The sequence below is a fragment of the Kribbella sp. NPDC049174 genome (assembly GCF_043197365.1).
Classification (GTDB): Bacteria; Actinomycetota; Actinomycetes; order Propionibacteriales; family Kribbellaceae; genus Kribbella.
This window is the reverse complement of the sequence record NZ_JBICSZ010000004.1, coordinates 148,317-173,599: the sequence shown is the minus strand read 5'-3', so window position 1 is coordinate 173,599 and position 25,283 is coordinate 148,317. Positions and strand designations below refer to the sequence as shown.

Here is a 25,283-nt window from a genome sequence, read left to right as displayed (position 1 = left end):
CGGGACCGGCCGCTGGGAACCATGGCCCCTTGACCGGTTCAGTCGGTATGCGCTTACCTAGTCGGTGCCTGAACAATTTTGGACAACTTCCGGCGGAAATGAACACAGAAAGCGCCAGGTGAGGCGTATGACAGTGAGCAGAAGGAAGTTTCTCGCGCTCGGCGCGGGCGCCGCAGCGGCGGCCGCGACCGGCCTCACCGGCTGCGGCTCCCGAAGTTCTCTCGGTGGATCCGACGAGCTCAGCATGTGGACGTGGGTCGGCTCGGTGAACGACGACCTGATCGGCCAGGCGGAGAAGGCGATCCCGGCGTACGACGATATGAAGCTGGCGATGACCCGGATCGGCACCAACTACAAGACCAAGGTGCTGACCTCGCTGGCCGGCAAGTCACTGGTCCCGGACATCGTCGCCATCAACGACGACGTGGCGACGTACTTCCCGAACGCCGACCAGTTCTACGATCTCAACGAGCTCGGCGCCAAGGACCGCGAGTCCGAGTTCCTGCCCTGGAAGTGGAAGCTCGGGATCACCGCCGACGACAAGATGATGGCGTACCCGATGGACACCGGCCCGACCGCGCTGTTCTACCGCACCGACATGCTCCAGAAGGCCGGGATCGACACCGATCCTGCCGCAGTGGCCGAGCTGGCTCCGACCTGGGACGCCTACATCGAGCTCGGCAAGAAGCTGAAGGCGGCCGTCCCCGGCTCGGCCATCACGGACAACATCACCGGCGTCTACCTCTACGCGCTGGCGCAGCAGCCGAAGCGCTACATGACCGAGGACGGCCAGTACATCGGCGACCAGGACCACATCCGCGAACAGTTCGACCTTGCGATCCGGGTGGTCAAGGAAGGGCTGTCCGCCAACGCGCAGCAGGACACGACCGACGCCGACGCCGTCGTCACCAACGGCAAGCTGGTCGCCTACAACGCGGCCGTCTGGTGGGCCCAGCTCGGGCCGAAGAACGCGGCGCCGAAGACCAAGGGACTCTGGCGGGTGACGGCAGCTCCTGGTGGGGCCGGCAACCGTGGCGGGTCCTTCCTGGCGATCACGAAGTACTGCAAGAACCCCGAGGCCGCCTTCGCGTTCATCAGCTGGCTGGAGTCGGCGAAGAACCAGGCCCAGGCGTTCCTCGACCCGGTGCTGTTCCCCTCCACACCGGCCAGCTACACCGACGAGCGGATGACGGCGCCGGACCCGTTCTTCGGCGGTCAGAAGATCGTCGACGTCTTCGGCGCGTCGGCCAAGAAGTACCCCGGGGCCTACTTCAGCCCGTACGACTCGATCATCGGCTCACCGATCGCCGCCGAGCTCGTCAACGTCGAGACCGCCGGCAAGTCGCCCGGCCAGGCCTGGGCCGACGCGCAGCGGCAGATCGAACGCGAACTCACCCGAGTGGGGGCGATCTGACATGGCAGTGACCAGTAAGACACTCCCGACCACGGTCCGCACGACCAAGGCCCCGGACCCGTCGAAGCCGACGGGCAAGTACCGGCAGGCGCTGCCGCAGTACGCCGCGATCTCGCCCTTCTTCATCCTGTTCGCCGTCTTCGGCGCCTTCCCGGTGCTGTTCTCGATCTGGATCTCGTTCCACTCCTGGGACGGCATCGGGCAGATGAAATGGGTCGGGCTGGAGCAGTACAGCTACCTGCTCGCCGACCCGAAGTTCTGGCAGTCGATCGGGAACACGCTCATCATCTGGGTGCTGTCGACCGTGCCGATGCTGCTGCTCGCGCTGGTGATCGCCAACGCGCTGCACAACGCCACCCGGTTCCGCAGCTTCTACCGGATCGCGTACTTCATCCCGAACGTCACCTCGGTGGTCGCCATCACGATGGTGTTCGGCTCGATCTTCAGCAACAACTTCGGCCTGCTGAACGCGTTCCTGCAGTCGGTCGGGCTCACCCAGATCGAATGGCTCACCCAGCCGTGGGGCATCAAGGTCGCCATCGCCTCGATCGTCACCTGGCGCTGGGTCGGCTACAACGCGATCATCTTCCTGGCCGGCCTGCAGGCGATCTCGAACGACGTCTACGAGGCGGCCAAGGTGGACGGCGCGTCGCCGCGGCAGACGTTCTGGCGGATCACCGTCCCGCTGCTGCGCCCGGTCATCCTGTTCACCGCGGTCACCTCGACCATCGGCGGCCTGCAGATCTTCACCGAGTCCCAGGTGCTGGTCGGCGACACCGGCGGCCCGGGCGGATCGGGCATGACGATCGTGTCCTACCTGTACGAGAGCGCGTTCCTGGACAACCAGTTCGGGTACGGCGCCGCGATCGGCTGGGCGCTGTTCATCCTGATCGTGCTGTTCAGCATCATCAACTGGAGGCTGATCGGTGGTAGCGGCGAACGAATCAGCCGCCGCGCCGCCCGCCGGGCCCAGAACGGAGAGGAGCAGGCCGATGCGCGCTGAACGAACCCGCAACGTGATCAGCCACGTCGTGCTGATGTTCGGCGTGGTGCTGTCGATCTTCCCGTTCTACTGGATGGTGGTGATGGCCTCCAACACCACCCCGGACATCTTCAGCTACCCGCCGAAACTCGTGATCGGCTCGCACCTGTTCGAGAACATGGGCAAGGTGCTCGACAACATCGACTTCTTCGGCTCGATGCTGATCACCCTGATCGTCTCGGTCGCGGTCACCGTGCTGGTGCTGTTCTTCGACTCGCTGGCCGCCTTCGCGTTCGCCAAGTACGAGTTCCCCGGCCGCGACTGGCTCTTCGGGTTGCTGCTGGCAACGTTCATGATCCCGGCCCAGCTGTCCCTGGTGCCGCAGTTCGTGACCCTGGCCGAGTTCGGCTGGATCGGGTCGCTGAAGGCACTCATCATCCCCGGCGCGGCGAACGCGTTCGGCATCTTCTGGATGCGCCAGTACGCCCGCGGCGCCATCCCCGACGAGCTCATCTCCGCGGCCAAGGTGGACGGGGCCGGCTTCTTCCGCCAGTACCTCACCGTCGGCATCCCGGTGCTCAGGCCCGGCCTGGCGTTCCTGGGTATCTTCACCTTCATCAACGTCTGGAACGATTACCTCTGGCCGTTGATCGTGATGACGGACCCGAACAAGCTGCCGCTTCAGGTCGCCCTGCAACAACTGAACGGCATCTACGGCACCGACTACTCGATGGTGATGGCCGGCGCCCTGATGAGTGTCATCCCGCTGATCGGCGTCTTCATCATCGGTGGACGCCACTTCATCGCCGACATCGCCGCCGGCGCCATGAAGTTCTGACCCATCCCAACCACAACGGGACAAACCTTGACTGACAGCAAGCTCCGCTGGGGAATCATCGGCACCGGGAACATCGCCTCCCGGTTCGCCAGCCAGGTGCCGACGTCGGCGGTCAACACCGTCGTCGCCGTCGGCAGCCGATCGATCGACTCCGCCAATGCCTTCGCCGACAAGTGGGACATCGCCAACCGGCACGGCTCGTACGACGACCTGCTCGCCGACGAGACCGTGGACGCGGTGTACATCGCCACCCCGCACCCGATGCACGTCGAGTGGGCGATCAAGACCGCCGAAGCCGGCAAACACGTGCTCTGCGAGAAGCCACTGGCGATCAACAAGGCCTGGGCCGAGGTGATGATCGAGGCCGCGGTCGCCAATGACGTCTTCCTGATGGAGGCGTACATGTACCGCTGCCTGCCGCAGACCAAGCTGATCGCCCAGCTGGTCCGCGACGGCGAGCTCGGCACCGTCCACCAGATCCAGGCCACCTTCGCCTTCGCCTCGTCGTACCGGCCGGAGAGCCGGATCTTCGCCGACGACCTGGCCGGCGGCGGCATCCTCGACGTCGGCGGCTACCCGGTGTCGATGGCCCGGCTGATCGCCGGGGCCGCGACCGGGCAGCCGTTCGCCGACCCGGCCGCGGTGACCGCGGTCGGGCACGTCGGCGAGACCGGCGCCGACGAATGGTCGGTCGCGACGCTGTTCTTCGACGGTGCCGTGACCGCCCAGGTCAGCACCGGCGTCCGGCTCCGCGACGACAACCAGGTCCGCATCTACGGCAGCGAGGGGTACCTCGTCGTCGAGGACCCGTGGTTCGGCGGCGACGGCAAGCCGACCCACGTCACCCTGCACAAGGTGGGGGAGGAGCCGCGGGACATCTCCGCGGAGCCGGCCCTCATCTACGCCGCCGAGGCCGACGCGGTCGCGGCCGCGATCGAGCGGCGGCAGGCACCCGAGATGAGCTGGGCCGACACGCTGGGCAACCTGACCGTCCTGGACGCCTGGCGCAAGGCGATCGGCCAGCAGTACGCCAGTGAGCGGGACGACGCCGTCATTCCGACCGCGACCGGGCGGCCGCTGGCACGCAAACCAGACGCACCGATGAAGTACGGCCGCGTCCCAGGGCTGGACAAGGACGTGTCCCGGCTCGTGATGGGCGTGGACAACCAGGAGACGCTGACCCACGCGGCGGCGATCTTCGACGACTTCGTCGAGCGCGGCGGTACGACGTTCGACACCGCCTACATCTACGGCGGCGGGCGGGGCGAGAAGCTCCTCGGCCAGTGGATCACGTCGCGCGGCAACCGCGACGAGGTCGTTGTCATCGGCAAGGGCGCGCACACCCCGCACTGCGACCCCGAATCGATCACCCGGCAGCTCACCGAGAGTCTCGAGCGGCTGCAGACCGACCACGTCGACCTCTACCTGATGCACCGGGACAACGAGGACATCCCGGTCAGCGAGTTCGTCGACGTACTGGACGAGCACTTCAAGGCCGGCCGGATCAAGGCGTACGGCGGATCGAACTGGTCCACCACGCGGTTCGACGAGGCCAACGCGTACGCCGAGGCGAACGGCAAGCAACCGTTCACGCTGCTGAGCAACCACCTCAGCCTGGCCCGGGCCTACGACGTACCGTGGAAGGGTTGCCGGCACGTCTCCGACGACGAGTCGCAGGCGTGGTTGCGGGACCGGCAGGTCGCGCTGTTCCCGTGGTCGAGTCAGGCGCGCGGGTTCTTCACCGGACGGGCCACGCCGGAGGACCGCTCGGACGAGGAACTGGTCCGGTGCTTCTACTCCGACGAGAACTTCCGCCGACTGGACCGGGCCCGCGAGCTGGCCGCGGCCAAGGGAGTGGAGCCGACAGCGATCGCACTGGCCTGGCTGCTGCACCAGCCGTACCCGGTGTTCCCGCTGATCGGGCCCCGGCACATCAGCGAGACCAGGACCTCACTGCCCGGGTTGTCGGTGGAGCTGAGCGACGAGGAAGTGGCCTACCTCACTGCCTGAGCGGGACCCCGGACCGAATTGGTCGAGCGTCGGCGCCCATGTAACATGGTCTGTCGGTGTCAAGACCCTGAACACGGAGAATCATGTCTAAGAAGTGCGATGTCTGCGGCAAGCAGCCGACGTTCGGCAACAGCGTTGCCCGCTTGGGTAAGGGCGCGATGATCCGCCGGGTCAAGGCTCGTACGCCCCGGCGGTTCAACCCCAACATCCAGCCGGTCCGGGCGCTCATCAAGGGCACCCCGACCCGCATGAAGGTCTGCACGTCCTGCATCAAGGCCGGCAAGGTCCAGCGCGTCGTCGGCTGACCAACAGCTTTCCTCCGTGTAGGGCCTTGAATAGGCGCCCGGGATCACCCCGGGCGCCTCTTCGCGTGTCCTCACAGCTTCCGCGCGATCACGGTGATCTCGTTGCGGTTGTGATGGAGCTGCCGGGCGTGCAGTACGTCGTACTCCTGCCGCAGCACGTCCATCCCGCGGCGCGCCCCGTCGAGCGGGTTCTTCCCGCCGCCCTTCAGGGTCACGACCGCCAGCCCGCCGCGGCGCAGGTGCGCGCCGGCGTCGAGCATCATCCGGGCACTCATCACCTGGTCCATCCGCATGTCGTTCACCACGACGTCGAACCGCACCCGGTTCGCCGCGAAGAAGCGCCCGGCCGTCGTCGCCGCATGGTGAATCCGCCGGTCGCCGCGCAGCCGTGGATCGAGCGCGCCGGGATCCACCGACCAGACCTCCTGCCCGTGCTGCCGCAGAATCCGGGTCCAGCCGCCCGGCGACGCGCCCAGGTCCAAGGCCTTCCCGCCGGCCGGCAACTCCAGTCCGAAGGTCGCGATCGCCTCCTCCAGCTTGAACTCCGACCGCGACACCCGATCCTCCGACCGGGCCAGCCGCATCCGCCCGCCCGGCCAGTCCGACAGGCTGAACTCGAGCCGGTTCAGGCCCAGGAGCATGGCCCGGCGACCGGCGAAGCAGGACACCACGACCTCCTGGCCCGATCGCGTGACCGTCACTCCGCGGTCGGCGAGGGCGTCCTGGATCAAGTGGTAGTAGGACCCACCGGTGCTCGCGCTGTCGGTCCAGGCCTGCACGGCCAAGGCCTTGGGGTAGTCGCGAAGCTCTTCCAGGATGAGTTCGGCCAGCTCGTAGCCAGGGGGCAGCTCGTCCGGGGAGAAGCTCGCGATCTCCGTGGTCAGGTGCCGTACGAAGATGATCCGGCCCGCGTCGCACGCTCGCGCCAGGTCCTCGACCGGCGGCCCGGCGACACGCCCGAGGTCCGCGCTGACCCGCTCGATCCGCACGTCCCGGCCGAACTCGGCCCGGATCTCCCGCACCGCCCACTCGTAACTGTCGGCAGCGACCGAGAACAGGATCGGGGAGAGCACAGCACATGGTAGACGGACCGGTTAGCCTTCCGGGCGTGGAGGAACTGACCGTCGAAGTGTTGCGGGCCTGGGCTCGGACCGCGCTGGCCGAGCTGGGCCGGGCGCGGACCGAGATCGACGAGCTGAACGTGTACCCGGTGCCCGACGGGGATACCGGGACGAACCTCTACCTGACCTGGGAGGCCGCGTGCGACGCGCTGCCCGAGGGTGAGCTGACGTTCGCCGAGGCGGTCCAGGCGTTCGGCCGGGGCGCCCTGCTCGGCGCCCGCGGGAACTCCGGCGTCATCACCTCCCAACTGGTTCGGGCCTGCGGCCTCCGCCTCGCCGAGAACCTGCCGCGTCACCAGGACGCCGCCGAGCACGCCGTACTGGCCGATCCCAGGATGAGCGAGCCCGTCGCGTTCGCCGACGCGCTCCGGTACGCCGCCGATGCCGCGTACGGCGCGGTCGCACAGCCGGTCGAGGGCACCATGCTGACCGTCGCCCGAGCGGCCGCCACCGGGGCGATGACGGCCGCCAACGACGGGAAGAGCCTGGCCGACGTCTGCCTGGCCGCCGTCGCGTCCGCCCGGCAGGCGCTCACGAAGACGACAGAGCAACTGGACGTACTGCGGCGTGCAGGGGTCGTGGACGCCGGGGGAGCGGGCCTGGTCGTGATCCTCGGCGCGATGGAGTCGGTGCTCACCGGCAGGATCGTGCGGGTCGAGGTGCCGGCACGGGTCGAGCCCCAGGGTGAAGGCGCTGAGAGTCAGGACGGACCGGCGTACGAGGTGATGTACCTGCTGGACGCGCCGGACGACAAGGTCGGCGACTTCCGGCAGACCCTGGCCGGCCTGGGTGACTCGGTGGTTGTCGTCGGCGGCGACGGGCTGTGGAACGTGCACGTTCACACCGACGACGTCGGCGCCGCGATCGAGCAGGGCATCGACATCGGCCGGCCGCACCGGATCCGGGTCACCCACTTCGCCGACCACGCGCACCACCACGAACCGGTCCCGGGCCGAGCGGTGATCGCGGTCGTCGCCGGTGACGGCCTGGCCGACCTATTCGCCGAGGCGGGGGCGCACGTGATCCGCGGCGGTCCCGGTCGCAGGTGCTCGACCGGTGAGCTGCTGGCGGCGATCGAGAAGTCGAAGGCGCCCGAGATCGTGCTGCTGCCGAACGACAAGGACTCGATCGCGGTCGCCGAGGCCGCCGCGACCGCGGCCCGCCAGGACGGCATCCGGGTCGCCGTCATCCCGACCCGCGCGCAGGTCCAGGGTCTGGCCGCGATCGCCGTCCACGATCCCGAGCGCAGCTTCGACGACGACGTCGTCCACCAGTCCGCGGCCGCCGGTCAGACCCGGCACGGCGCGGTCACGATCGCGGTCAAGGACGCCTGGACGATGGCCGGGATGTGCCGTATCGGCGACGCGCTCGGCGTGGTGGACGGCGACTTCGCGCTGATCACGACGGATCTGGAGGCGGCCGCGATCGGCGTGGTCGACCGGCTGCTCGGCGGCGGTGGCGAGCTGCTCACGATCGTCACCGGACAGGACGTGGAGCCCGGTCTGGTGGTTGCGCTGGAGCGGCACGTACGCCGGAATCGCAAAGATGTCGATGTCGTGGTGTACGACGGAGGACAGGACAGGTACCCGCTGCTGATCGGGGTGGAATGACAACGGATATGGACCGGAAGCTCCGCGACTTCCTCGGTGCCAGGACGGCCAAGTCCTTCGCGGAAGTGCTCGGCCTGGAGACGGTCGGGGAGCTGCTGCGGCACTACCCGCGCCGGTATCTGAAGAAGGGTGAGCTGACCCCGTTCGACGAGCTCGAGGTCGGCGACCAGGCCACCGTGAACGGCCGGGTCAAGAAGGTCACCGTCCGCTCGCTGGACACCAAGGCGGAGATCCCGATCGCCGACGTCCAGAAGTGGGCCCGGCGCAAGACGCTGACCAAGGTGGTCGTCACCGACGGGCAGCGCGACCTGGAGCTGGCCTTCTTCAACCAGCCCTGGCTGGCGGCCAAGCTGCAGCCGGGCACCGCCGCCCTGTTCTGGGGCGAGGTGACGATGTTCCGCGACATCATGCAGCTGAAGAGCCCGGGCACCGAGATCCTCGACACCGACGACCTGTCCGAGGCCGAGATCGAGCGCCGGGCCCGGCCGTTCCGGCCGCTCTACCCGGCCACCGCGAAGTTGCCCACCGCAACGATCGAGCGCTCGATCAAGATCGTCCTGGACAGCCTGGACGAGAACCTGGACGACCCGATCCCGGAGCTGATCCGGCGCAAGGAGAAGCTGCTCGGCCTGCGCGAGGCGCTGCAGAAGGTGCATCTGCCGGACACCGAGAAGGACATCCGCGAGGCCCAGGCGCGGTTCCGGTTCGAGGAAGCGCTGGTGATGCAGACGATCCTGGCCCAGCGCCGGGCCGTCACCGACGCGCTGAACGCGGTGCCGCGGCCGCGGACCGAGGGCGGGATGCTGGACGAGTTCGACCAGCGGCTGCCGTTCAAGCTGACCGAGGGCCAGGCGGAGGTGGGCGAGGAGATCTTCGCCGATCTCGCCCGCCCGCACCCGATGCACCGGCTGCTCCAGGGCGAGGTCGGTTCCGGCAAGACCGTGGTCGCGCTGCGGGCGATGCTGTCGGTGGTCGACGCCGGCGGCCAGGCCGTCCTGCTGGCGCCGACCGAGGTGCTCGCGACCCAGCACCACAAGACGTTGACGAAGATGCTCGGTGACCTGGCCGAGGAGGGGATGCTCGGCGGCGCGGAGCGGGCCACCCGGGTCGGCCTGCTGACCGGGTCGCTCGGGGCGGCAGCCCGTCGTACGGCGATGCTGGACGCGGCCAGCGGCGCCGCCGGGATCGTCGTCGGCACCCACGCGCTGCTCGAGGACAAGGTGCAGTTCGCGGACCTCGGGCTCGTCGTCGTGGACGAGCAGCACCGGTTCGGCGTGGAGCAGCGGGCGGCGCTGAGCCAGAAGTCCGGCGACAACACCCCGCACGTGCTGGTGATGACCGCGACCCCGATCCCGCGGACCGTGGCGATGACCGTGTTCGGCGACCTCGCGGTCTCGACGCTGACCGAGCTCCCGGCCGGGCGCTCGCCGATCCAGTCGTCGGTGGTCCCGGCGAAGGAGAAGCCGGACTGGCTGCAGCGGGCCTGGGCCCGCGTCCGCGAGGAGGTCGGCAAGGGCCATCAGGCGTACGTCGTCTGCCCGCGGATCGGCGACGACGTGAAGAACGCGGCCGACGAGGAAGGCGAGTTCGTCGCCGGCGAAGACGAGAAGGGCGGCGCGAAGAAGCAGGCGCGGCCGCCGATCTCGGTGCTGCAGGTGTCGGAAGCGCTGGCCGAGATCCTGCACGACCTGCGGGTGGAGATCCTGCACGGCCGGCTGCCGGCCGAGGAGAAGGACGCGGTGATGTCCCGGTTCGCGGCCGGTGAGATCGACGTCCTGATCGCGACCACGGTGATCGAGGTCGGCGTCGACGTACCGAACGCCTCGACGATGGTGATCATGGACGCCGACCGGTTCGGCATCTCCCAGCTGCACCAGCTGCGCGGGCGGGTCGGCCGGGGGCGCGTGCCGGGACTGTGCCTGCTGGTCACGGACCTGTGGCCCGGATCCAAGTCGTACGGGCGCTTGGACGCCGTCGCCTCGACCACGGACGGGTTCGAGCTGTCCCGGATCGACCTGGAGACCCGGCGCGAGGGTGACGTGCTCGGCGTCGCGCAATCGGGTAAGCGGAGCAGTCTGAAGCTGCTCAGCGTGCTGCGGGACGAGGAGATCATCTTCACCGCACGGCACGTGGCCAACTCGATCGTCTCGGTGGACGCCGAGCTCGCCGAGTACCCGACACTGCGGTCGTTCGTCCGCAGCGCCCTGGAGTCCGAGACCACCGAATATCTGGAGAAGACATGACCCTGTCGAATTCCGCGCCTCCGGCGCGGGGGTCACGGGGCCTTGGCTCCCGTTCTTCCCTCGTCGCTTCAGTCGCTTCGCTCCCTACGCTCCTCAGTCCAGAACGGGAGGCCCCGTGACCCGGATCGTCGGGGGAGCGGCCGGAGGGCGGCGGATCGCTGTGCCGCCGGGGACCGGGACGCGGCCGACCGCGGACCGGGTCCGGGAGGCGTTGTTCTCGTCGCTGGAGTCGGAGTTCGGCAGCTTCGACGGGCTGGCGGTGCTCGACCTGTACGCCGGTTCCGGGGCGATCGGGCTCGAGGCGCTGTCCCGTGGCGCCGCTCGCGTCGTGCTGGTCGAGTCGGACCGCCGGGCCGCCGAGGTGATCTCCGCGAACGTCCGGGCGGTCGGGCTGCCGGGGGCGACCGTGCTCACCCGGCCGGTGGAGAAGGTCGCGGCGGGAGACAGCCAAGGACCGTTCGATCTGGTGTACGCCGACCCGCCGTACAAGCTGGAGACGGTCGAGCTCCAGGAGATCCTGATCGCGTTGGCCCAGGGTGGCTGGCTGGCCGGCGACGCCGTGGTGGTGGTCGAGCGGGGCAAGCGGGAGCCGTGGGAGTGGCCGGAGGGGTTCGCCGCGCTGCGGGATCGCAAGTACGGCGAGGCCCGGCTTTGGTACGGTCACCGCCATGAGTAAGGCCGTGTTCCCAGGCACCTTCGATCCGCCCACCAACGGGCACCTCGACATCATCGCCCGGGCCTCGGCCGCCTTCGGCGAGGTGATCGTCGCGGCCGGGGTGAACCAGTCCAAGAACCGGCTGTTCGAGGTGGACGAGCGGATCGCGATGCTGACCGAGATCGCCGCGCCGTACCCCAACGTCCGGATCGGCACCTTCGAGGGTCTGCTGGTGGACTACTGCCGGGCCGAGGGCGCCGGTGTCATCGTCAAAGGGCTGCGCTCGGCCGCCGACTACGACTACGAGCTGCAGATGGCCCAGCTCAACCACGCGATGACCGGGGTGGACACGGTGTTCCTGCCGACCCGGTCGGAGAACGCGTTCATCTCCTCCAGCTGGGTCAAGGAGATCGCCAGACTCGGCGGCGAGGTCGCCTCCTTCGTGCCGCCGGGTGTTCACGCACGGTTACTGAAGAAACTCTAGAATCGCCCCGAATTGGGCGACTGGCCGCGGAGTTGGTAATGTTGAGCACCGGTCTCGACGAGACCGAGATCTTGCCTGCCCACGCCTGAAAGGGATGTCCTGAGCGTCTTGGACCCGCGGTCCCCCCTCGTGATCGATACGCACGAGCTGACACGCCGCGCCGGGTCCCAGCGCGAAGTCACCTTCACGGCACCGGCTCCGGCGGATCTCGGAATCGACGTGATCGGCGTCCCTGAGGGCGATCCGATCCAGTTCGACCTACGGCTGGAATCGGTTGTCGAAGGGGTTCTCGTCACCGGCACGGCCCGCGGCCGTCTGGTCGGGGAGTGCGCGCGGTGCCTGGTCGATATCGAGGACGAGTTCCTCGCTGACGTCCAGGAGCTGTACGTCTACCCGGAGAGCGAAGCCGAACCCGACGAGGCCAGCCGGATGGAGGGCGATCTGATCGACCTCGAGCCGGTGCTGAGGGACCAGGTGGTGCTCGCGCTGCCGTTCCAGCCGTTGTGTACGGACGACTGTCCGGGTCTGTGCCCCGAGTGCGGGGTACGCCTGGCGGACGAGCCCGGCCACACGCACGAGGACGGTGGCGATCCCCGCTGGGCCGCCCTCAGCGGCCTGCTCCAGCAGGACGAACGACCGCAGGACAACTAGATACCGAGCACGAGTCATACACACGCACACCAGCCGGCCGGGTCCACCAGCCCCCGGCCGAACCGAGGAGTCATAACCGTGGCCGTTCCGAAGCGGAAGATGTCGCGCAGCAACACCCGCAGCCGCCGGGCCCAGTGGAAGACCACTGCCCCGTCGCTGGTCACCTGCGTGAACCCCGCCTGCCGCGCGAAGCACCTGCAGCACACCGTTTGCCCCAACTGCGGCCAGTACGGCGCCAAGGGCGAGCGTCGCCAGGTCGTCGAGAGCTAAGCGACACCTCACCCAGTGAATTCGGTCAACGAAACGGGGCTCTACGCCGAGCTGAACCAGCGGCTCGGCGTATCGCTGGCTGACGAACTACTGGAGCACGCCTTCACCCACCGCTCGTACGCGTACGAGAACGGCGGGTTGCCGACGAACGAGCGACTGGAGTTCCTGGGGGACTCCGTCCTCGGCGTCATCGTCACGGAGTCGCTGTTCCGTAACCATCCGGACCTGTCCGAGGGCCGGCTGGCCAAGCTGCGCGCCGCTGTGGTCAACATGCGCGCGCTGGCCGGTGTCGCTCGCGAGCTCAAGCTGGGCAAGTACTTGCGGCTCGGCCGGGGCGAGGAAGCGACCGGTGGGCGGGACAAGTCGTCCATCCTGGCCGACTGTGTCGAGGCGCTGATCGGTGCCGTGTACCTGGACCGCGGCTTCGAGACCGCCGGTCTGGTCGTGCACACGCTGTTCGACGACCTGATGGAGTCCTCGGCCCGGCTCGGTGCCGGCCTGGACTGGAAGACCTCGCTGCAGGAGCTGGTCGCCCAGCTCGGCGTCGGTGTGCCCGAGTACGTGATCGCCGAGTCCGGCCCGGACCACGCCAAGACGTTCGAGGCGCGGGTCCGGATCGGCGCGGACACCTACGGGCACGGCATCGGCCGGAGCAAGAAGGAAGCCGAGCAGCAGGCCGCGGAAACCGCCTGGAAGGCCCTGCGGGCGGCGCATCCGGACAGCACGGACCCCTCCCAGTCCTGAGGTGCCCGAGCTTCCGGAAGTAGAGGTCGTCCGCCGCGGGCTGGCGGAGTTCACCACCGGCCGGACGATCGACGCCGTCGAGGTCCTGCATCCCCGCCCGGTCCGGCGACACGCCGCCGGGCCGGACGATTTCGTCGCCCGGCTCAAGGGCCAGGTGTTCGCCGAGCCGGCCCGGCGCGGGAAGTACCTGTGGCTGCCGCTGGAGTCCGGTGACGCGGTGCTGACCCACCTCGGAATGAGCGGCCAGTTCCGGGTCCAGCCGGTCGGCGCGCCGGACGAGCCACACCTGCGGGTCCGGTTCCGGTTCGCCGACGACGGCGGAGAGGTCCGGTTTGTGGACCAGCGGATGTTCGGTGGTCTGTCGTACTCCGACGGTGGCGCGCAGTTGCCGCCGGAGATCGCCCACATCGCCCGCGACCCGTTCGATCCTCTGTTCGATCCGGACGCTTTCGTGGCCGCGGTCCGCCGCCGCAAGACCGGGCTGAAACGGGCTTTGCTGGACCAGTCGGTGATCAGCGGCGTGGGCAATATCTACGCAGATGAAGCGTTGTGGCGGGCCAAGCTGCACTACGCCCGGGCGACCGAGACGCTGAAACCCTTGCAGATAAGGGAGATCCTGCGGCACGCCCACGAGGTGATGGCCGAGGCGCTGGACGTCGGCGGCACCAGCTTCGACGCCCTGTACGTCAACGTGAACGGGGAGTCCGGCTACTTCGAACGCGGCCTGAACGTCTATGGACAAGAGGGTTCGCCGTGTCCGCGCGACGGCCGGCCGATCCGTCGCGAGCCGTTCATGAACCGTTCGTCGTACCGGTGCCCGAAATGTCAGCCGGTCCCTCGCCAGGTCCGCTGGTAAGAGAGGTATCGTTAAAGAGTGTGGACCCAGGTTGACCGCCGGGCCCACCGGTGTCACCCTGAAAGACGGCACACATTTATAGGCGCTCCGGGGACCAGGGGCGCTCACAGGCCAGAACCCTTCCGGAGGACAGCACAATGGCCAAGGCTCTTCTAGGGCACCTTGGAGGCACTGACCCGCGCATGCTCGAGCAGGTTCGTCTGCTCAACCGGCGTGTCGCCGATCTGGAGGCGCACGTGATGCGCCTGCAGGCAGAGAACGACCACCTCGTCGCACAGGTCCACGAGGGCCGGTTGCTGACCGTCGACGAGGCTCTGCGCGCCCCCGCTTCGGTCTGAGGACCCGAGCCGCGACAACGAGAGTTCCATCTCTACCGTCCGCACAACCACGGCGGTGGCCCCCGTCCGGGCCTCCGCCGCCTTTTTTGCTCACATTGCACTGCATGTACCAGCTTCTGTGCCCTGTGCCGGCCACTCTCACGGTCGGCCTCCACCGGTTCGCGCGCATCTGTTTGTAGACTGCGAAGCGGAACTACTTCCCCCGGGTAGCGGCAGCATCACGAGCAGTTACGACGGTTCCTTCGGTATCGTCTGTCCTTTCACGGGTTGGAGAGCTTCGCCTTGTACCTGAAGAGCATGACGCTCCGAGGCTTCAAGTCGTTCGCGTCGGCCACGACGATGAACTTCGAACCGGGCATCACCTGCATCGTCGGCCCGAACGGCTCCGGTAAGTCCAACGTCGTCGACGCACTCGCGTGGGTGATGGGCGAGCAGGGTGCCAAGTCGCTGCGCGGCGGCAAGATGGAAGACGTCATCTTCGCCGGCACCTCCGGCCGCTCCCCGCTGGGTCGCGCCGAGGTGGTGCTGACCATCGACAACACCGACGGCGCGCTGCCGATCGAGTACGCCGAGGTGACGATCTCGCGGACGATGTTCCGCAACGGCGGGTCCGACTACCAGATCAACGGCCAGAACTGCCGGCTGCTCGACGTCCAGGAACTGCTCAGCGACTCCGGTATCGGCCGCGAGATGCACGTCATCGTCGGCCAGGGCCAGCTCGACTCGATCCTGCGCGCCACGCCGGAAGGCCGCCGCGGCTTCGTCGAGGAGGCGGCCGGTGTCCTGAAACACCGCAAGCGCAAGGAAAAGGCGATCCGGAAGCTGGAGGCCACCGAGGGCAACCTGCACCGGCTCGGCGACCTGATCGCCGAGATCCGCCGCCAGTTGAAGCCGCTCGGGCGCCAGGCGGAGGTGGCGCGCCGGGCGGTGACGATTCAGGCCGAGGTTCGCGACGGCCGGGCCCGGCTGCTCGCCGACGACATCGTCCAGGCGCAGTCCGCGCTGGAGGCCGAGCTCAAGGACGAGGCCGCGCTGACCCAGCGCCGGGCCGAGACCGAGGCCAGGCTGCGCGAGGCGCGCGAGCTCGAGGCGGAGCTGGAGGACGCGCTCCGCGAGGACGCACCGGCCCTGCAGGCCGCCCAGGACACCTGGTACCAGCTGTCCGGCTTCGGCGAGAAGATCAAGGGGACGGCGCGGATCGCGGCGGACCGGATCCGGTCGCTGAACGACGAGGCCGACGAGCCGCGGGCCGGGCGCGACCCGGACGAGCTCGAGCTCGAAGCGGCCCGGGTCCGTGAGACCGAGGCGCGGATCGAGGCGGAGGTCGAGGCGCACTCGGAGCTGCTCGCCGAAGCGGTCGAGCGGCGTCAGCAGCTCGAGTCGCAGGAGGCCGAGGAGGAGCGCCGGATCTCGGCGCTGATCCGGGCCGCCGCCGACCGTCGCGAGGGGCTGGCCCGGCTGACCGGCCAGGTGAACGCGCTGAAGAGCCGCGCGGCCGCCGCCGAGTCCGAGATCGGCCGGCTGGCCAGCAACATGCGCGAGGCCGAGGCGCGGGCGGCGAAGGCGCAGCACGACTTCACCGCACTGGAGACCCAGGTCGCCGGGCTGGACGCCGGTGAGAAGGGGCTCGACGACCAGTACGAGGCCGCCCAGGCGGTGCTCGACGAGATGGACGAGCGGCTGGCCAAGCTCCGGGCCGAGGAGCGCGACGCCGAGCGCGAGCGCACCGGTCTGGCGGCCCGGAAGGAAGCGCTGGAGCTCGGTCTGAACCGCAAGGACGGCGCCGGCGCCCTGCTGGCCGCCTCCGAGCAGGTGAACGGCCTGATGGGCTCCGTGGCGGCGCTCCTGAGCGTGCGGCCCGGCTACGAGACCGCCATCGCGGCCGCCCTCGGCGAGGCCGCGGACGCTGTCGCGGTCACGCACGCCGACGCGGCTCTCCACGCCGTCGGTCACCTGAAGGAACACGATCTCGGCCGTGCCGGGTTGCTCCTGGGCGATGCGCCGGCCGACGACTACGCGTCGTGGCCTCCGCTGCCGTATGGAGCGTCGTACGCCGTGGATGTCGTGGAGTGCCCGCAGAACCTGCGGCCCGCGCTGCGGCGGCTGCTGCGCAAGGTCGCCGTGGTGGACGACGTACCGGCTGCTCAGTCGCTGGTGCGCCACCTCCCCGACGTCACCTGCGCCACGCGGGCCGGCGACGTACTGGGAGCGCATTTCGCGTACGGCGGTTCGGACGCGGCGCCGAGCCTGATCGAGGTGCAGTCCGCGGTCGACGAGGCGGCGGAGAAGCTGACCGAGGCGACGGCCCGGAGCGAGCGGCTGCGGTTCGAGCTGGCCGCGCTCGAGGACGAGCGGACGCGGCAGAAGGAGTCCGTCGAGATCACGCTGGCCCGGTTGCACGAGTCGGACGCGGCGATGGCCGCGGTGGCCGAGCAGTTGGCGCACTTCGGCTCGCTGGCGAAGGCGTCTCGCGGCGAGGCGCAGCGGATGGCCGAGGCGATCGCGGCGGCCGAGGAGGAGCGCGACCGGAACCTGTCCGGCCTGGCCGAGCTGGAGGAGCGCCTCACCGACGCCGAGCAGTTCGACGACGACGGCGACGAGCCGGACACCACCGACCGGGACCGCCTGGCCGAGGCGGCCAAGGCCGGCCGGGCCGCCGAGATGGAGGCGCGGCTGGCGCTGCGGACCACCGAGGAGCGGGCGCGAGCGCTGTCCGGGCGTGCGGACTCGCTGGAGCGCGCGGCGCGGCAGGAGCGCGAGGCACGGGCCCGGGCGATCGCGCGGGCCGCACGGCGGGCGCGGCAGTCCGAGGCGGCGCAGGCCGTGCATCTGGCCGCTGGTCACGTGCTGGCCCGGCTGGAGTCCTCACTGCAGCAGGCAGCGGCTGAGCGGGCCGCGATCCAGGCGCAGCGCGCGGACCGCGAGCAGGCCCTGGCGCAGTCCCGCTCCGCGACGCGGAACCTGAGCTCCGAGCTGGAGCAGCTGACCAACACGGTGCACCGGGACGCGCTGGCGCGGGCCGAGCAGAAGATGCGGCTGGAGCAGCTGTACGAGAAAGCGCTGGGCGAGCTCGGGATCGAGGTCGAGGCGCTGGTCGCCGAGTACGGGCCGGACCAGCTGGTGCCGCCGCTGCCGAAGGATGGTGACGACAACACCCTCGAGCTCGAGGGCGAGCCGTTCAACCGGACGAAGGTGGAGAAGCGGCTCAAGCAGGCCGAGCGGGCGCTGAACCAGCTCGGGCGGATCAACCCGCTCGCGCTGGAGGAGTTCGACGCGATGGAGGAGCGGCACCGCTTCCTGTCCGAGCAGCTCGACGACCTGAAGAAGTCCCGGCGCGACCTGATGGACATCGTCAAGGAGGTCGACGAGCGGGTCGAGCAGGTCTTCACCGAGGCCTACCGCGACGTCGAGGTGGCCTTCCAGCACGTGTTCAGCCGGCTGTTCCCGGGTGGTGAGGGCCGGCTGGTGCTGACCGACCCGGACGACATGCTCGGCACCGGCATCGATGTCGAGGCGCGCCCGCCGGGCAAGAAGGTGAAGCGGCTGTCGTTGCTGTCCGGTGGTGAGCGGTCGCTGGTCGCGGTCGCCTTCCTGGTCGCCCTGTTCAAGGCGCGTCCGTCGCCGTTCTACATCCTCGACGAGGTCGAGGCGGCGCTGGACGACACCAACCTCGGCCGCCTGCTGGAGATCTACGAGGAACTGCGCGAGACCAGCCAGCTGCTCGTCATCACCCACCAGAAGCGCACCATGGAGGTCGCCGACGCCCTGTACGGCGTGACCATGCGCGGCGACGGCGTGTCGTCGGTCATCTCCCAGCGAATCCGCGAGCCCGAGCCGGTCTGACCTTCGTCGACCCGTACGGCGCCGAGCCGAGCCAGCTCGAGGACCGTGCCGCCGGGTCGGTCGAGCGTTTGATCGGTCAGGCGGTGATCGTCATCGACGCGATCTGGTCGCCCTGGACGTCGAAGGTGAAGTGGGACGGGCCGTTGAAGCCGTCGCCGCCGACCTGGGTGAGGATCGTCAACGGGTTGCCCGGCGTCGACACCTCGGTCCCGGTGAAGGTGGCGCGCTTGCCGATCAGCTCGTTCTCGCTCCAGAACCGGATCCGGTCCGGTCCGCGGAACTGGCGGCCCCAGTCGTCGACGTAGCCGTCCGTGGCGAAGGCCGCGACGAAGGCGTCGTTGTCCTGTTGGTCGATCGCGGTCAGCGCGCGCTGGACCGCGGCCGGGATCTCTTGGCTCATGCCGACGACGATAACGCCCCCCGGTTGAACCGGTCGGGGGTTCCCCACGTGTAGGGAGTGAAGGGTCGGCAACCGTGAAGGGAGTCATCATGAAGCGTCTGGGCATTGTCATCGGTGTGTTCGTGCTCGGCCTGGCCGGGTTGACGGCCTGTGGTGACGACAGCGACACACCCGCGAGCGGGGCAACCGCGGCCAGCATCGGGACGAAGCTGGCGACCGCGGACGTCGCCGGGCTCGGCAAGGTCGTTGTGGATGGCAACGGGCGGACCGTGTACGTCTTCGACAAGGACGCCTCCGGCAAGTCGAACTGCGAGGGCGACTGCCTGGCGAAGTGGCCGGTCGTGCCGGCCGGCGAGGGCAAACCGCAGCTCGACGGCATCGACGCGTCCCTGGTCGGCACGGTGACCCGCAGCGACGGCAGCAAGCAGCTGTCGATCGACGGACTGCCGATCTACCTCTTCGCCCAGGACACCCAGGCCGGCGAGGCCAAGGGCCAGGGCGTCGGCGGCATCTGGTGGGTCGTGGGCGCGGACGGCAAGAAGAACAAGACCCAACCGGCCGGCGATGACAACGACGGCTACTGAGTCCTTCCCGATGTGGGTGCCCGCTGTTACCGGTATCGTGCGGTCGGTGGGTGACTACCGGGGTCCGGACGCTGCCGAGGCGCTTGTCCGGTCTCTGTACGCCGAACACGGCCGGAGCCTGCTCGCCTACGCGACCAGGCTCACCGGAGACCGGGCAGCCGCGGAGGACGTCGTACAGGAGACGCTGGTCCGGGCGTGGAAGCATGCGGACGACCTGACCGAGGGCAAGGGGTCCGTGCGGGGCTGGCTGCTCACGGTGGCGCGCAACATCGTCACCGACCGGGCCAGGGCCCGAGCGGTCCGGCCGACCGAGGTGGCGGACGTGGTGGACCGGCCACCCGTGGAGAGTGACCACTCCGAGTCTGTGGTGAACACCATGGTGGTGCTGGACGCGCTGGACCAGGTGTCTCCTGAGCACCGTGAGGTGCTGGTGCAGCTGTACTACCGCGGTCACTCGGTGACCGAGGCAGCGAAGGAACTCGGCGTCCCGCCGGGTACGGTGAAATCGAGATCGTATTACGCCCTCCGAGCCCTGCGCGCGGTGATGGCAGGACAGGCTGAGTTGGCTCCAGGAAAGGGGGTGGCCCGATGAATGAGCACGACCGCTCGCAGCTCGGCGCCTACGCCCTCGGCGCATTGGAGCCCCACGAGGTCCGTGAGGTCGACGAGCACCTGGCCACGTGCGCGGAGTGCCGCGCCGAGGTGGCCGAGCTCGAGGAGATGAAGGAGTTCCTCGGCGAGGTGCCGCCGGAAGCGTTCCTGGAGGGGCCGCCGCCTGACGGCGACCTGCTGCTGCAGCGCACGTTGCGCGAGGTGCGGACGACGGCGCCTGCGGCTGCGCCTCCTGCCAAGCGGTCTCGGTGGCTGACGGTTGCCGCTGCGCTCGTCGTGGTGGCCGGAGCGCTCGGTGGCGGTGTCCTCATCGGGCGGCAGAGCGCGGAGCCGGCCGACGTGCCAGTGGCCGGGGCCAAGCACGTGGCAGCGACCGATGCGACCACTGGTGCGCGAATGGCAACCACAGTGGAGCCGCGGGCCGGGTGGAGCTGGATCCAGGTCGAGATCGACGGACTGAAGGCCGGAGCCGAGTGCGAGATGCTCGTGACCGACACGGCCGGCAAGACGTGGGTAGCGGGCACCTGGCGGGTGTCGGAGAAGTCCGCACGCGAAGGCAGTGAGTTCGGCGGCGGTGTGCTGGTCCCGATCGACAAGGTGAAGTCGGTGGAGATCAGGACGCTCCAGGGCCAGCACGTGGTGACCACCACGATCTAGTCGCTTGCTCTCGCGCTTGCCGGGCGCGAGAGGATGGGGCCGTGGCTACTACCTCCGACGACCTTCGGGCCCGCCGTCAGGCCGCGGCCGACAACTGCGACCGCTGGGTGTCAGCCCGCCGGGTGCCGGTGCCGGACAGGTTGCAGCAACTCGCTGACGCCGCGTCTGAGGGCAAGAGCGACATGTACGGCAGCGGCGGTGACGTTGCTGCGTTGGAGCAGGAGGTAGCCGAGCTGCTGGGCAAGCCGGCGGCCGTGTTCATGCCGACCGGGATCATGGCCCAGCAGAGCGTCCTGCGGGTGTACGCCGACCGCGCCGGGGCCAGCCGGGTAGCGGTGCATGGGCTCTCCCACTTGCTGGTGCATGAGCTGAACGCGTTGGAGGAAGTGCACGGGTTGCGGATCGAGCGGCTGACGTCGGAGCCGCGGCAGCCCCGGCCGGACGAACTGGCCGCGATCCCGGGGAAGCTGGCCGCGGTGACGTTGGAGCTGCCGCTGCGTGAGGCCGGGTTCGTTCTGCCGACCTGGGACGAGCTGGTCGTGTTTGCGGAGTCCTGTGCGGAGCGCGGCGTACCACTGCATCTGGACGGGGCTCGGTTGTGGGAGAGCACGCCGTACCTGGAGCACAGCCTGGCTGAGGTCGCTGCACTGGCTTCCAGCGTCTACGTGTCGTTCTACAAGGTGCTGGGCGGGCTGAGTGGTGCAGCGCTGGCTGGTCCGGAGGACGTGATCGCCGAGGTACGACGTTGGCAGCGCAGGCTGGGCGGCAACCTCTTCACGCTGTTCCCGTACGCCGTGTCCGCGCGCGAGGGACTCGAGACGGTGGTGCCGCAGATGGGGGACCTGTACCAGCGGGCCGTGGAACTCTCGATGGCCTTGCAGAGCGAGGGATTCCGGGTGTTCCCGGAGCCGCCGCACACCAACTCGTTCCGCGTCTACGCGCCCCGGGCCGCCGAGGCGATCGAGCGAGCGGCGGTGGAACGGATGGAGGCGACGCGGGAGGCGATCTGCCAGCCGTGGCAGCCGGCCGACGTACCGGGCTGGTCGTGGGTGGAGCTGGTGGTGACTCCGAACACGTTGTCCTGGCAGGTGGACGAAGTGGCGAAAGCCTATGGGGAACTTCTGGAACAATGAACGCGTAGCACCTTCAGTGAGGTTGGTGTGGGGATACGGGGAGAGAAGTGCTGACATTCGTCATCACCATGGTGGTTCTGCTGGTTCTGTCGGGGCTTGTGCTGCTGGCGGTCGCTCGGGGGGAAGGTAAGCACTTCGGGTAGTACCAGCGCTTTCGGGGAGTACCGTGCCGGGATGAGACGGTTGATCTTCCAGGAGTACGTGACGCTCGACCTGTACGCCGCCGACTCCGACGGCGGGCTGGACTTCTCCGGCACGATCGCCGAGCAGGCGGACGTGGACAATCTGGCGTTGCTCGAGACGGTCGACACGATGCTGCTCGGGGCGGAGACGTACCGGTTGTTCGCGGCCTTCTGGCCGACGGAGGCCGCGACCGGGGATCCGATCGCGCCGAAGCTCAACGGGTTGCGCAAGGTGGTCGTGTCGCGAACGCTCGAGTCCGCGCCGTGGGGTTCGGGCGAGCCTGCCCTGGTGATCCGTGACGCGGTCGAGGACGTGCGGGAGCTCAAGAGCGAGGAGGGCAAGGACATCATCTTGTGGGGCAGCATCTCGCTGTTCCACACGCTGCTGATCGCCGGTCTCGTCGATGAGGTGCAGCTGCGCGTCTGCCCGGTGCTGATCGGTGCGGGGAAGAGCGTGTTCCCCGGTGGTGGCGAGACGCGCGTGCTGGAGCTGATCGAGGCCAGGCCGTGGGCGAACGGCGGCGCGCTGCTGCGCTACCGGCCGGCTAGCTGACCGCGTTGACGATCGCTCTCACGATCGGAGCCGCGACGGTGATCGTCGGCAGCACGAGTAGCCCGATGGCGACGGCGTATGTCCCGGCGGAGAGCCATGGGTAGCGCGGCTCGGGGTCGGCCAACCGCTGGACCCTGAGCACGGTGGCTGACTTGGCTGCGGCCAGTCCGGCCTCCGGAGCAGGTGCGCCGGCCAGTGCGACCAGGGCCCGGGCCAGTGGGCGAGGACCGTTGCGGCGGCGCGCGTCGTCGTCCGCCAGCAGCTCTACCAGCGTGCGTGCCTGCTCCAGAGCCACCTCACTACGCACCCAGCGTGGGAAGGCTTGGTGCAGCGCGGTGAACGCTTCCAGCACCAGGTCGTGGCGTGCACGGAGGTGAGCCTGCTCATGCGCGAGTACGGCGTGCAGCTCGCTCTCATCGAGTCTGTCGAGGGCTCCGACCGATACGACGACCCTCGCGCCACGCAGCGCGGGCAGGCAGTAGGCGAGCGGCGTCTCCTCGGACAGCACCCGCAGACCGGGGATGAGACCGTCCGGTGTGGCCAGTACGTCGACCAAGTCGCGGTGCCGTTTACGCCGGGCTCTCGTACCGACTGCTACGTGTCCTGCCGCCCAGACGAGCTTCACGAAGACCAGCGCGGTCATGGCGAGAATCGCTGCGGCCACGAGGTCCCTGATGGAGGACGGGTTGAAACTGGGCTCACCTGGCTGGCCTGCAGTGGAGTACGAGAGGGCAATACCCGCGCCTAGTGCTGCCAGGACCGCGGCGATGGCTATCGCTTGCCAGAGCGCAATGGCGGCCCGCGGAATCCGGTAGGGCCAGGCGGAGCGGGCCAGTAGCGCCGGAGCGGGTCCGGTCAGCACCAGGGCCAGTGCGGCGAGTAGGACCGGGGTGATCACCCCGCCTGCTCCTCCAACCGCGAGAGGGCCGCGCGCAGGAGTGCGGCTTCCTCGTCGCTGACCTGACCGACAAAGCGGACCAGAGCCTCGCGACGATCACCCGCGCGGTCGAGAGCGTCGCGCATGAGGTCGGCGGCGAGCTCCTCGCGGGGCGCCGCGGCCCGGTACCGCCAGGCCTTCCCGTCGCGCTCCCGCTCGGTCAGCTTCTTCTTGGCCAGCCGGTCCAGCACTGTCATCACGGTCGTGTAGGCGAGCTCCCGCGTGGCCGACAACTGCTCGTGCACCTCGCGCACGGTCAGCGCGGCCGGTGCTGCCCACAGCTGCTCCATGACCAGGCGCTCCAGGTCGCCCAGGGGCCTCGGTGCCTTCTCTTCGCTCGCCACGTGACCAGTATAACTACACATCGTAGTAGATCCGCGCTAGCATCTACTACGTAACGTCGTAGATGGTTGGGGAGCGCCGACGCGTGGACACTCTGGACCTGGCTCGATGGCAGTTCGCCATCACCACCGTGTACCACTTCTTCTTCGTCCCGGTGACGATTTCGCTGGTCGCGATCACTGCTGGGTTGCAGACCGCGTGGTACCGGACGGGGAAGGAGAAGTATCTGCGGTTGACCAAGTTCTACGGGAAGTTGTTCTTGATCAACATCGCGATGGGTGTGGTCACCGGTTTGGTGCAGGAGTTCCAGTTCGGGATGAACTGGAGTGATTACTCGCGGTTCGTCGGCGACGTGTTCGGTGCGCCGCTGGCGTTGGAGGGGTTGCTGGCGTTCTTCTTGGAGTCGACGTTCATCGGGTTGTGGATCTTCGGCTGGGACCGGTTGCCGCGGCGTGTGCACCTGGCCTGTATCTGGATGGTGGTGCTGGGCACCCAGTTGTCGGCGTATTTCATCTTGGCGGCGAACTCGTGGATGCAGAACCCGGTCGGTTTTCGCTACAACGCCGAGCGGGGCCGCGCGGAGCTGACCGATGTGTGGGCGGTGCTCACGAACAAGGTGGTGCTGGTCACCTACCCGCACACGATCTTCGCGGCGTTCATGGTTGGTGGCGCGTTCGTGGCCGGGGTGGCGATCTGGCATCTGGTCCGGCGTCCGTCGGTGGACGCCGATGTGTTCCGGACGGCGCTGAAGCTTGGTGCGGTGATCGTGCTGGTGGCCGGGGCGGGGGTGGCGCTGAGTGGGGATCAGCAGGGCAAGGTGATGACCGAGGTGCAGCCGATGAAGATGGCCGCGGCCGAGGCGTTGTACGAGACGGAGAAGCCGGCGTCGTTCTCGGTGTTCACCGTCGGCACGCTGGACGGGTCGAAGGAGATCTTCTCGGTCAAGCTGCCGTACCTGTTGTCGTTCCTGGCGACCGGGCACTTCGACGGTGAGGTGCAGGGGATCAACTCGTTGCAGGATGCGTATGAGCAGTTGTACGGGCCGGGGTCGTACAAGCCGAACATTCCGCTGACGTATTGGACCTTCCGGTTGATGATCGGGGTCGGGATGGCGTCGGCGGCGATCGCGTTGTGGTTGCTGTGGGCGACGCGGCGGGGCCGGGCGCCGAACCGGCGGCTGGTCTGGCTGGCGGTCCCGTTGCCGCTGCTGCCGCTGGCGGCGAACACGTTCGGCTGGATCTTCACCGAGACCGGCCGGCAGCCCTGGCTGGTGTTCGGGTTGTTGCCGACGGCATCGGGTGTGTCGCCGGGGACGACCAGTGGTGAGGTGATCACGTCGCTGGCCGGGTTCACCCTGCTGTACGGGGTGCTGGCGGTGGTCGAGCTGAAGCTGCTGTTGCGGACCATCCGGGGTGGGCTGGCCGGGACGGACGGTACGTCGGGGCCGGGCACACCGGACTCGCCGTCGGACGAGGCCGACAAGCCGTTGTCGTTCGCGTACTGATTCGCGTGTTGAGGA

The 25,283-nt window shown here is 68.8% G+C and carries 25 protein-coding genes; 21 read left to right on the top strand and 4 right to left on the bottom strand.

Annotation, left to right across the window (positions count from 1 at the left end; translation table 11 throughout):
• Positions 1–127 precede the first annotated feature (127 nt).
• From ACGFIF_RS22860 to rpmB, 5 genes are all read left to right on the top strand, one after another.
• Complete coding sequence (locus tag ACGFIF_RS22860; RefSeq protein WP_393157066.1) at positions 128–1,414, top strand: ABC transporter substrate-binding protein; 1,287 nt, start codon at positions 128–130, stop codon at positions 1,412–1,414.
• 1 nt (position 1,415) lies between these two features.
• Complete coding sequence (locus ACGFIF_RS22855) at positions 1,416–2,417, top strand: carbohydrate ABC transporter permease (protein ID WP_393157065.1); 1,002 nt, start codon at positions 1,416–1,418, stop codon at positions 2,415–2,417.
• Positions 2,407–3,234: a carbohydrate ABC transporter permease gene (locus tag ACGFIF_RS22850; protein ID WP_132212614.1), complete on the top strand. Its 828-nt coding sequence runs from the start codon at positions 2,407–2,409 to the stop codon at positions 3,232–3,234. Before ACGFIF_RS22855 ends, ACGFIF_RS22850 begins: the two co-directional genes overlap by 11 nt.
• A gap of 27 nt (positions 3,235–3,261) precedes the next feature.
• On the top strand, positions 3,262–5,244 hold the full coding sequence (locus ACGFIF_RS22845) for an aldo/keto reductase (RefSeq protein ID WP_393157063.1): 1,983 nt from the start codon (positions 3,262–3,264) through the stop codon (positions 5,242–5,244).
• A gap of 83 nt (positions 5,245–5,327) precedes the next feature.
• Positions 5,328–5,549, top strand: coding sequence for a 50S ribosomal protein L28 (rpmB, locus tag ACGFIF_RS22840; protein ID WP_132153237.1), 222 nt, complete (start codon positions 5,328–5,330; stop codon positions 5,547–5,549).
• Positions 5,550–5,620: 71 nt separating this feature from the next.
• Here the strand turns inward: rpmB and ACGFIF_RS22835 are convergent, their stop codons facing one another.
• Entirely contained in the window at positions 5,621–6,622 is a 1,002-nt protein-coding gene (locus ACGFIF_RS22835; protein WP_393157062.1) for an SAM-dependent methyltransferase, read from the bottom strand.
• 35 nt (positions 6,623–6,657) lie between these two features.
• On the opposite strand from ACGFIF_RS22835, the gene ACGFIF_RS22830 reads away from it, so the two are divergent.
• The 10 genes from ACGFIF_RS22830 (at position 6,658) to smc (ending at position 18,364) form a co-directional block, all read left to right on the top strand.
• Entirely contained in the window at positions 6,658–8,280 is a 1,623-nt protein-coding gene (locus ACGFIF_RS22830; protein ID WP_393157061.1) for a DAK2 domain-containing protein, read from the top strand.
• The gene (gene recG / locus ACGFIF_RS22825) at positions 8,277–10,523 is read left to right on the top strand and encodes an ATP-dependent DNA helicase RecG (protein ID WP_393157059.1); all 2,247 of its coding nucleotides are present in this window, start codon (positions 8,277–8,279) and stop codon (positions 10,521–10,523) included. The genes ACGFIF_RS22830 and recG overlap by 4 nt, the downstream gene beginning before the upstream one ends.
• A 115-nt stretch (positions 10,524–10,638) precedes the next feature.
• Positions 10,639–11,199, top strand: coding sequence for a 16S rRNA (guanine(966)-N(2))-methyltransferase RsmD (gene rsmD / locus ACGFIF_RS22820; RefSeq protein WP_393157057.1), 561 nt, complete (start codon positions 10,639–10,641; stop codon positions 11,197–11,199).
• A complete protein-coding gene (coaD, locus tag ACGFIF_RS22815) occupies positions 11,192–11,662 on the top strand; it encodes a pantetheine-phosphate adenylyltransferase (RefSeq protein WP_393157056.1) in 471 nt (156 codons plus the stop codon). The genes rsmD and coaD overlap by 8 nt, the downstream gene beginning before the upstream one ends.
• A 129-nt stretch (positions 11,663–11,791) precedes the next feature.
• The gene (locus ACGFIF_RS22810) at positions 11,792–12,313 is read left to right on the top strand and encodes a YceD family protein (RefSeq protein ID WP_393157054.1); all 522 of its coding nucleotides are present in this window, start codon (positions 11,792–11,794) and stop codon (positions 12,311–12,313) included.
• A gap of 78 nt (positions 12,314–12,391) precedes the next feature.
• A complete protein-coding gene (gene rpmF, locus ACGFIF_RS22805) occupies positions 12,392–12,583 on the top strand; it encodes a 50S ribosomal protein L32 (RefSeq protein WP_130387616.1) in 192 nt (63 codons plus the stop codon).
• Positions 12,584–12,598: 15 nt separating this feature from the next.
• Positions 12,599–13,327 carry a ribonuclease III gene (gene rnc, locus ACGFIF_RS22800; protein ID WP_393157052.1) on the top strand — a complete coding sequence of 243 codons (729 nt, stop codon included), beginning with the start codon at positions 12,599–12,601 and terminating at the stop codon, positions 13,325–13,327.
• Position 13,328: 1 nt separating this feature from the next.
• Positions 13,329–14,183: a bifunctional DNA-formamidopyrimidine glycosylase/DNA-(apurinic or apyrimidinic site) lyase gene (mutM, locus tag ACGFIF_RS22795; RefSeq protein WP_393157051.1), complete on the top strand. Its 855-nt coding sequence runs from the start codon at positions 13,329–13,331 to the stop codon at positions 14,181–14,183.
• Between the two features lie 182 nt (positions 14,184–14,365).
• The gene (locus ACGFIF_RS22790) at positions 14,366–14,521 is read left to right on the top strand and encodes a hypothetical protein (RefSeq protein ID WP_233712037.1); all 156 of its coding nucleotides are present in this window, start codon (positions 14,366–14,368) and stop codon (positions 14,519–14,521) included.
• Positions 14,522–14,803: 282 nt separating this feature from the next.
• Positions 14,804–18,364 (top strand): chromosome segregation protein SMC, encoded by a 3,561-nt coding sequence (smc, locus tag ACGFIF_RS22785; protein ID WP_393157661.1) that lies wholly within the window; start codon positions 14,804–14,806, stop codon positions 18,362–18,364.
• A gap of 76 nt (positions 18,365–18,440) precedes the next feature.
• Here the strand turns inward: smc and ACGFIF_RS22780 are convergent, their stop codons facing one another.
• A complete protein-coding gene (locus ACGFIF_RS22780; RefSeq protein ID WP_393157050.1) occupies positions 18,441–18,764 on the bottom strand; it encodes a nuclear transport factor 2 family protein in 324 nt (107 codons plus the stop codon).
• A gap of 89 nt (positions 18,765–18,853) precedes the next feature.
• On the opposite strand from ACGFIF_RS22780, the gene ACGFIF_RS22775 reads away from it, so the two are divergent.
• The 5 genes from ACGFIF_RS22775 to ACGFIF_RS22755 all read left to right on the top strand — a co-directional run bounded on the left by ACGFIF_RS22775 (position 18,854) and on the right by ACGFIF_RS22755 (position 22,485).
• Positions 18,854–19,348, top strand: a complete 495-nt coding sequence (locus ACGFIF_RS22775; RefSeq protein ID WP_393157049.1) for a hypothetical protein — start codon at positions 18,854–18,856, stop codon at positions 19,346–19,348.
• Between the two features lie 46 nt (positions 19,349–19,394).
• Positions 19,395–19,940: a sigma-70 family RNA polymerase sigma factor gene (locus tag ACGFIF_RS22770; RefSeq protein ID WP_393157047.1), complete on the top strand. Its 546-nt coding sequence runs from the start codon at positions 19,395–19,397 to the stop codon at positions 19,938–19,940.
• Complete coding sequence (locus ACGFIF_RS22765) at positions 19,937–20,617, top strand: anti-sigma factor family protein (RefSeq protein WP_393157046.1); 681 nt, start codon at positions 19,937–19,939, stop codon at positions 20,615–20,617. Before ACGFIF_RS22770 ends, ACGFIF_RS22765 begins: the two co-directional genes overlap by 4 nt.
• A 41-nt stretch (positions 20,618–20,658) precedes the next feature.
• Positions 20,659–21,750 carry a threonine aldolase family protein gene (locus ACGFIF_RS22760; RefSeq protein ID WP_393157044.1) on the top strand — a complete coding sequence of 364 codons (1,092 nt, stop codon included), beginning with the start codon at positions 20,659–20,661 and terminating at the stop codon, positions 21,748–21,750.
• Positions 21,751–21,924: 174 nt separating this feature from the next.
• On the top strand, positions 21,925–22,485 hold the full coding sequence (locus tag ACGFIF_RS22755; protein WP_393157043.1) for a dihydrofolate reductase family protein: 561 nt from the start codon (positions 21,925–21,927) through the stop codon (positions 22,483–22,485).
• On the opposite strand, the gene ACGFIF_RS22750 is transcribed toward ACGFIF_RS22755, so the two are convergent.
• A complete protein-coding gene (locus ACGFIF_RS22750) occupies positions 22,478–23,383 on the bottom strand; it encodes a M56 family metallopeptidase (RefSeq protein WP_393157041.1) in 906 nt (301 codons plus the stop codon). The genes ACGFIF_RS22755 and ACGFIF_RS22750 overlap by 8 nt on opposite strands.
• Positions 23,380–23,766, bottom strand: a complete 387-nt coding sequence (locus tag ACGFIF_RS22745; RefSeq protein ID WP_393157039.1) for a BlaI/MecI/CopY family transcriptional regulator — start codon at positions 23,764–23,766, stop codon at positions 23,380–23,382. Before ACGFIF_RS22745 ends, ACGFIF_RS22750 begins: the two co-directional genes overlap by 4 nt.
• An 83-nt stretch (positions 23,767–23,849) precedes the next feature.
• On the opposite strand from ACGFIF_RS22745, the gene ACGFIF_RS22740 reads away from it, so the two are divergent.
• Positions 23,850–25,268, top strand: coding sequence for a cytochrome ubiquinol oxidase subunit I (locus tag ACGFIF_RS22740; RefSeq protein ID WP_393157038.1), 1,419 nt, complete (start codon positions 23,850–23,852; stop codon positions 25,266–25,268).
• The last annotated feature ends 15 nt before the right edge of the window (positions 25,269–25,283 follow it).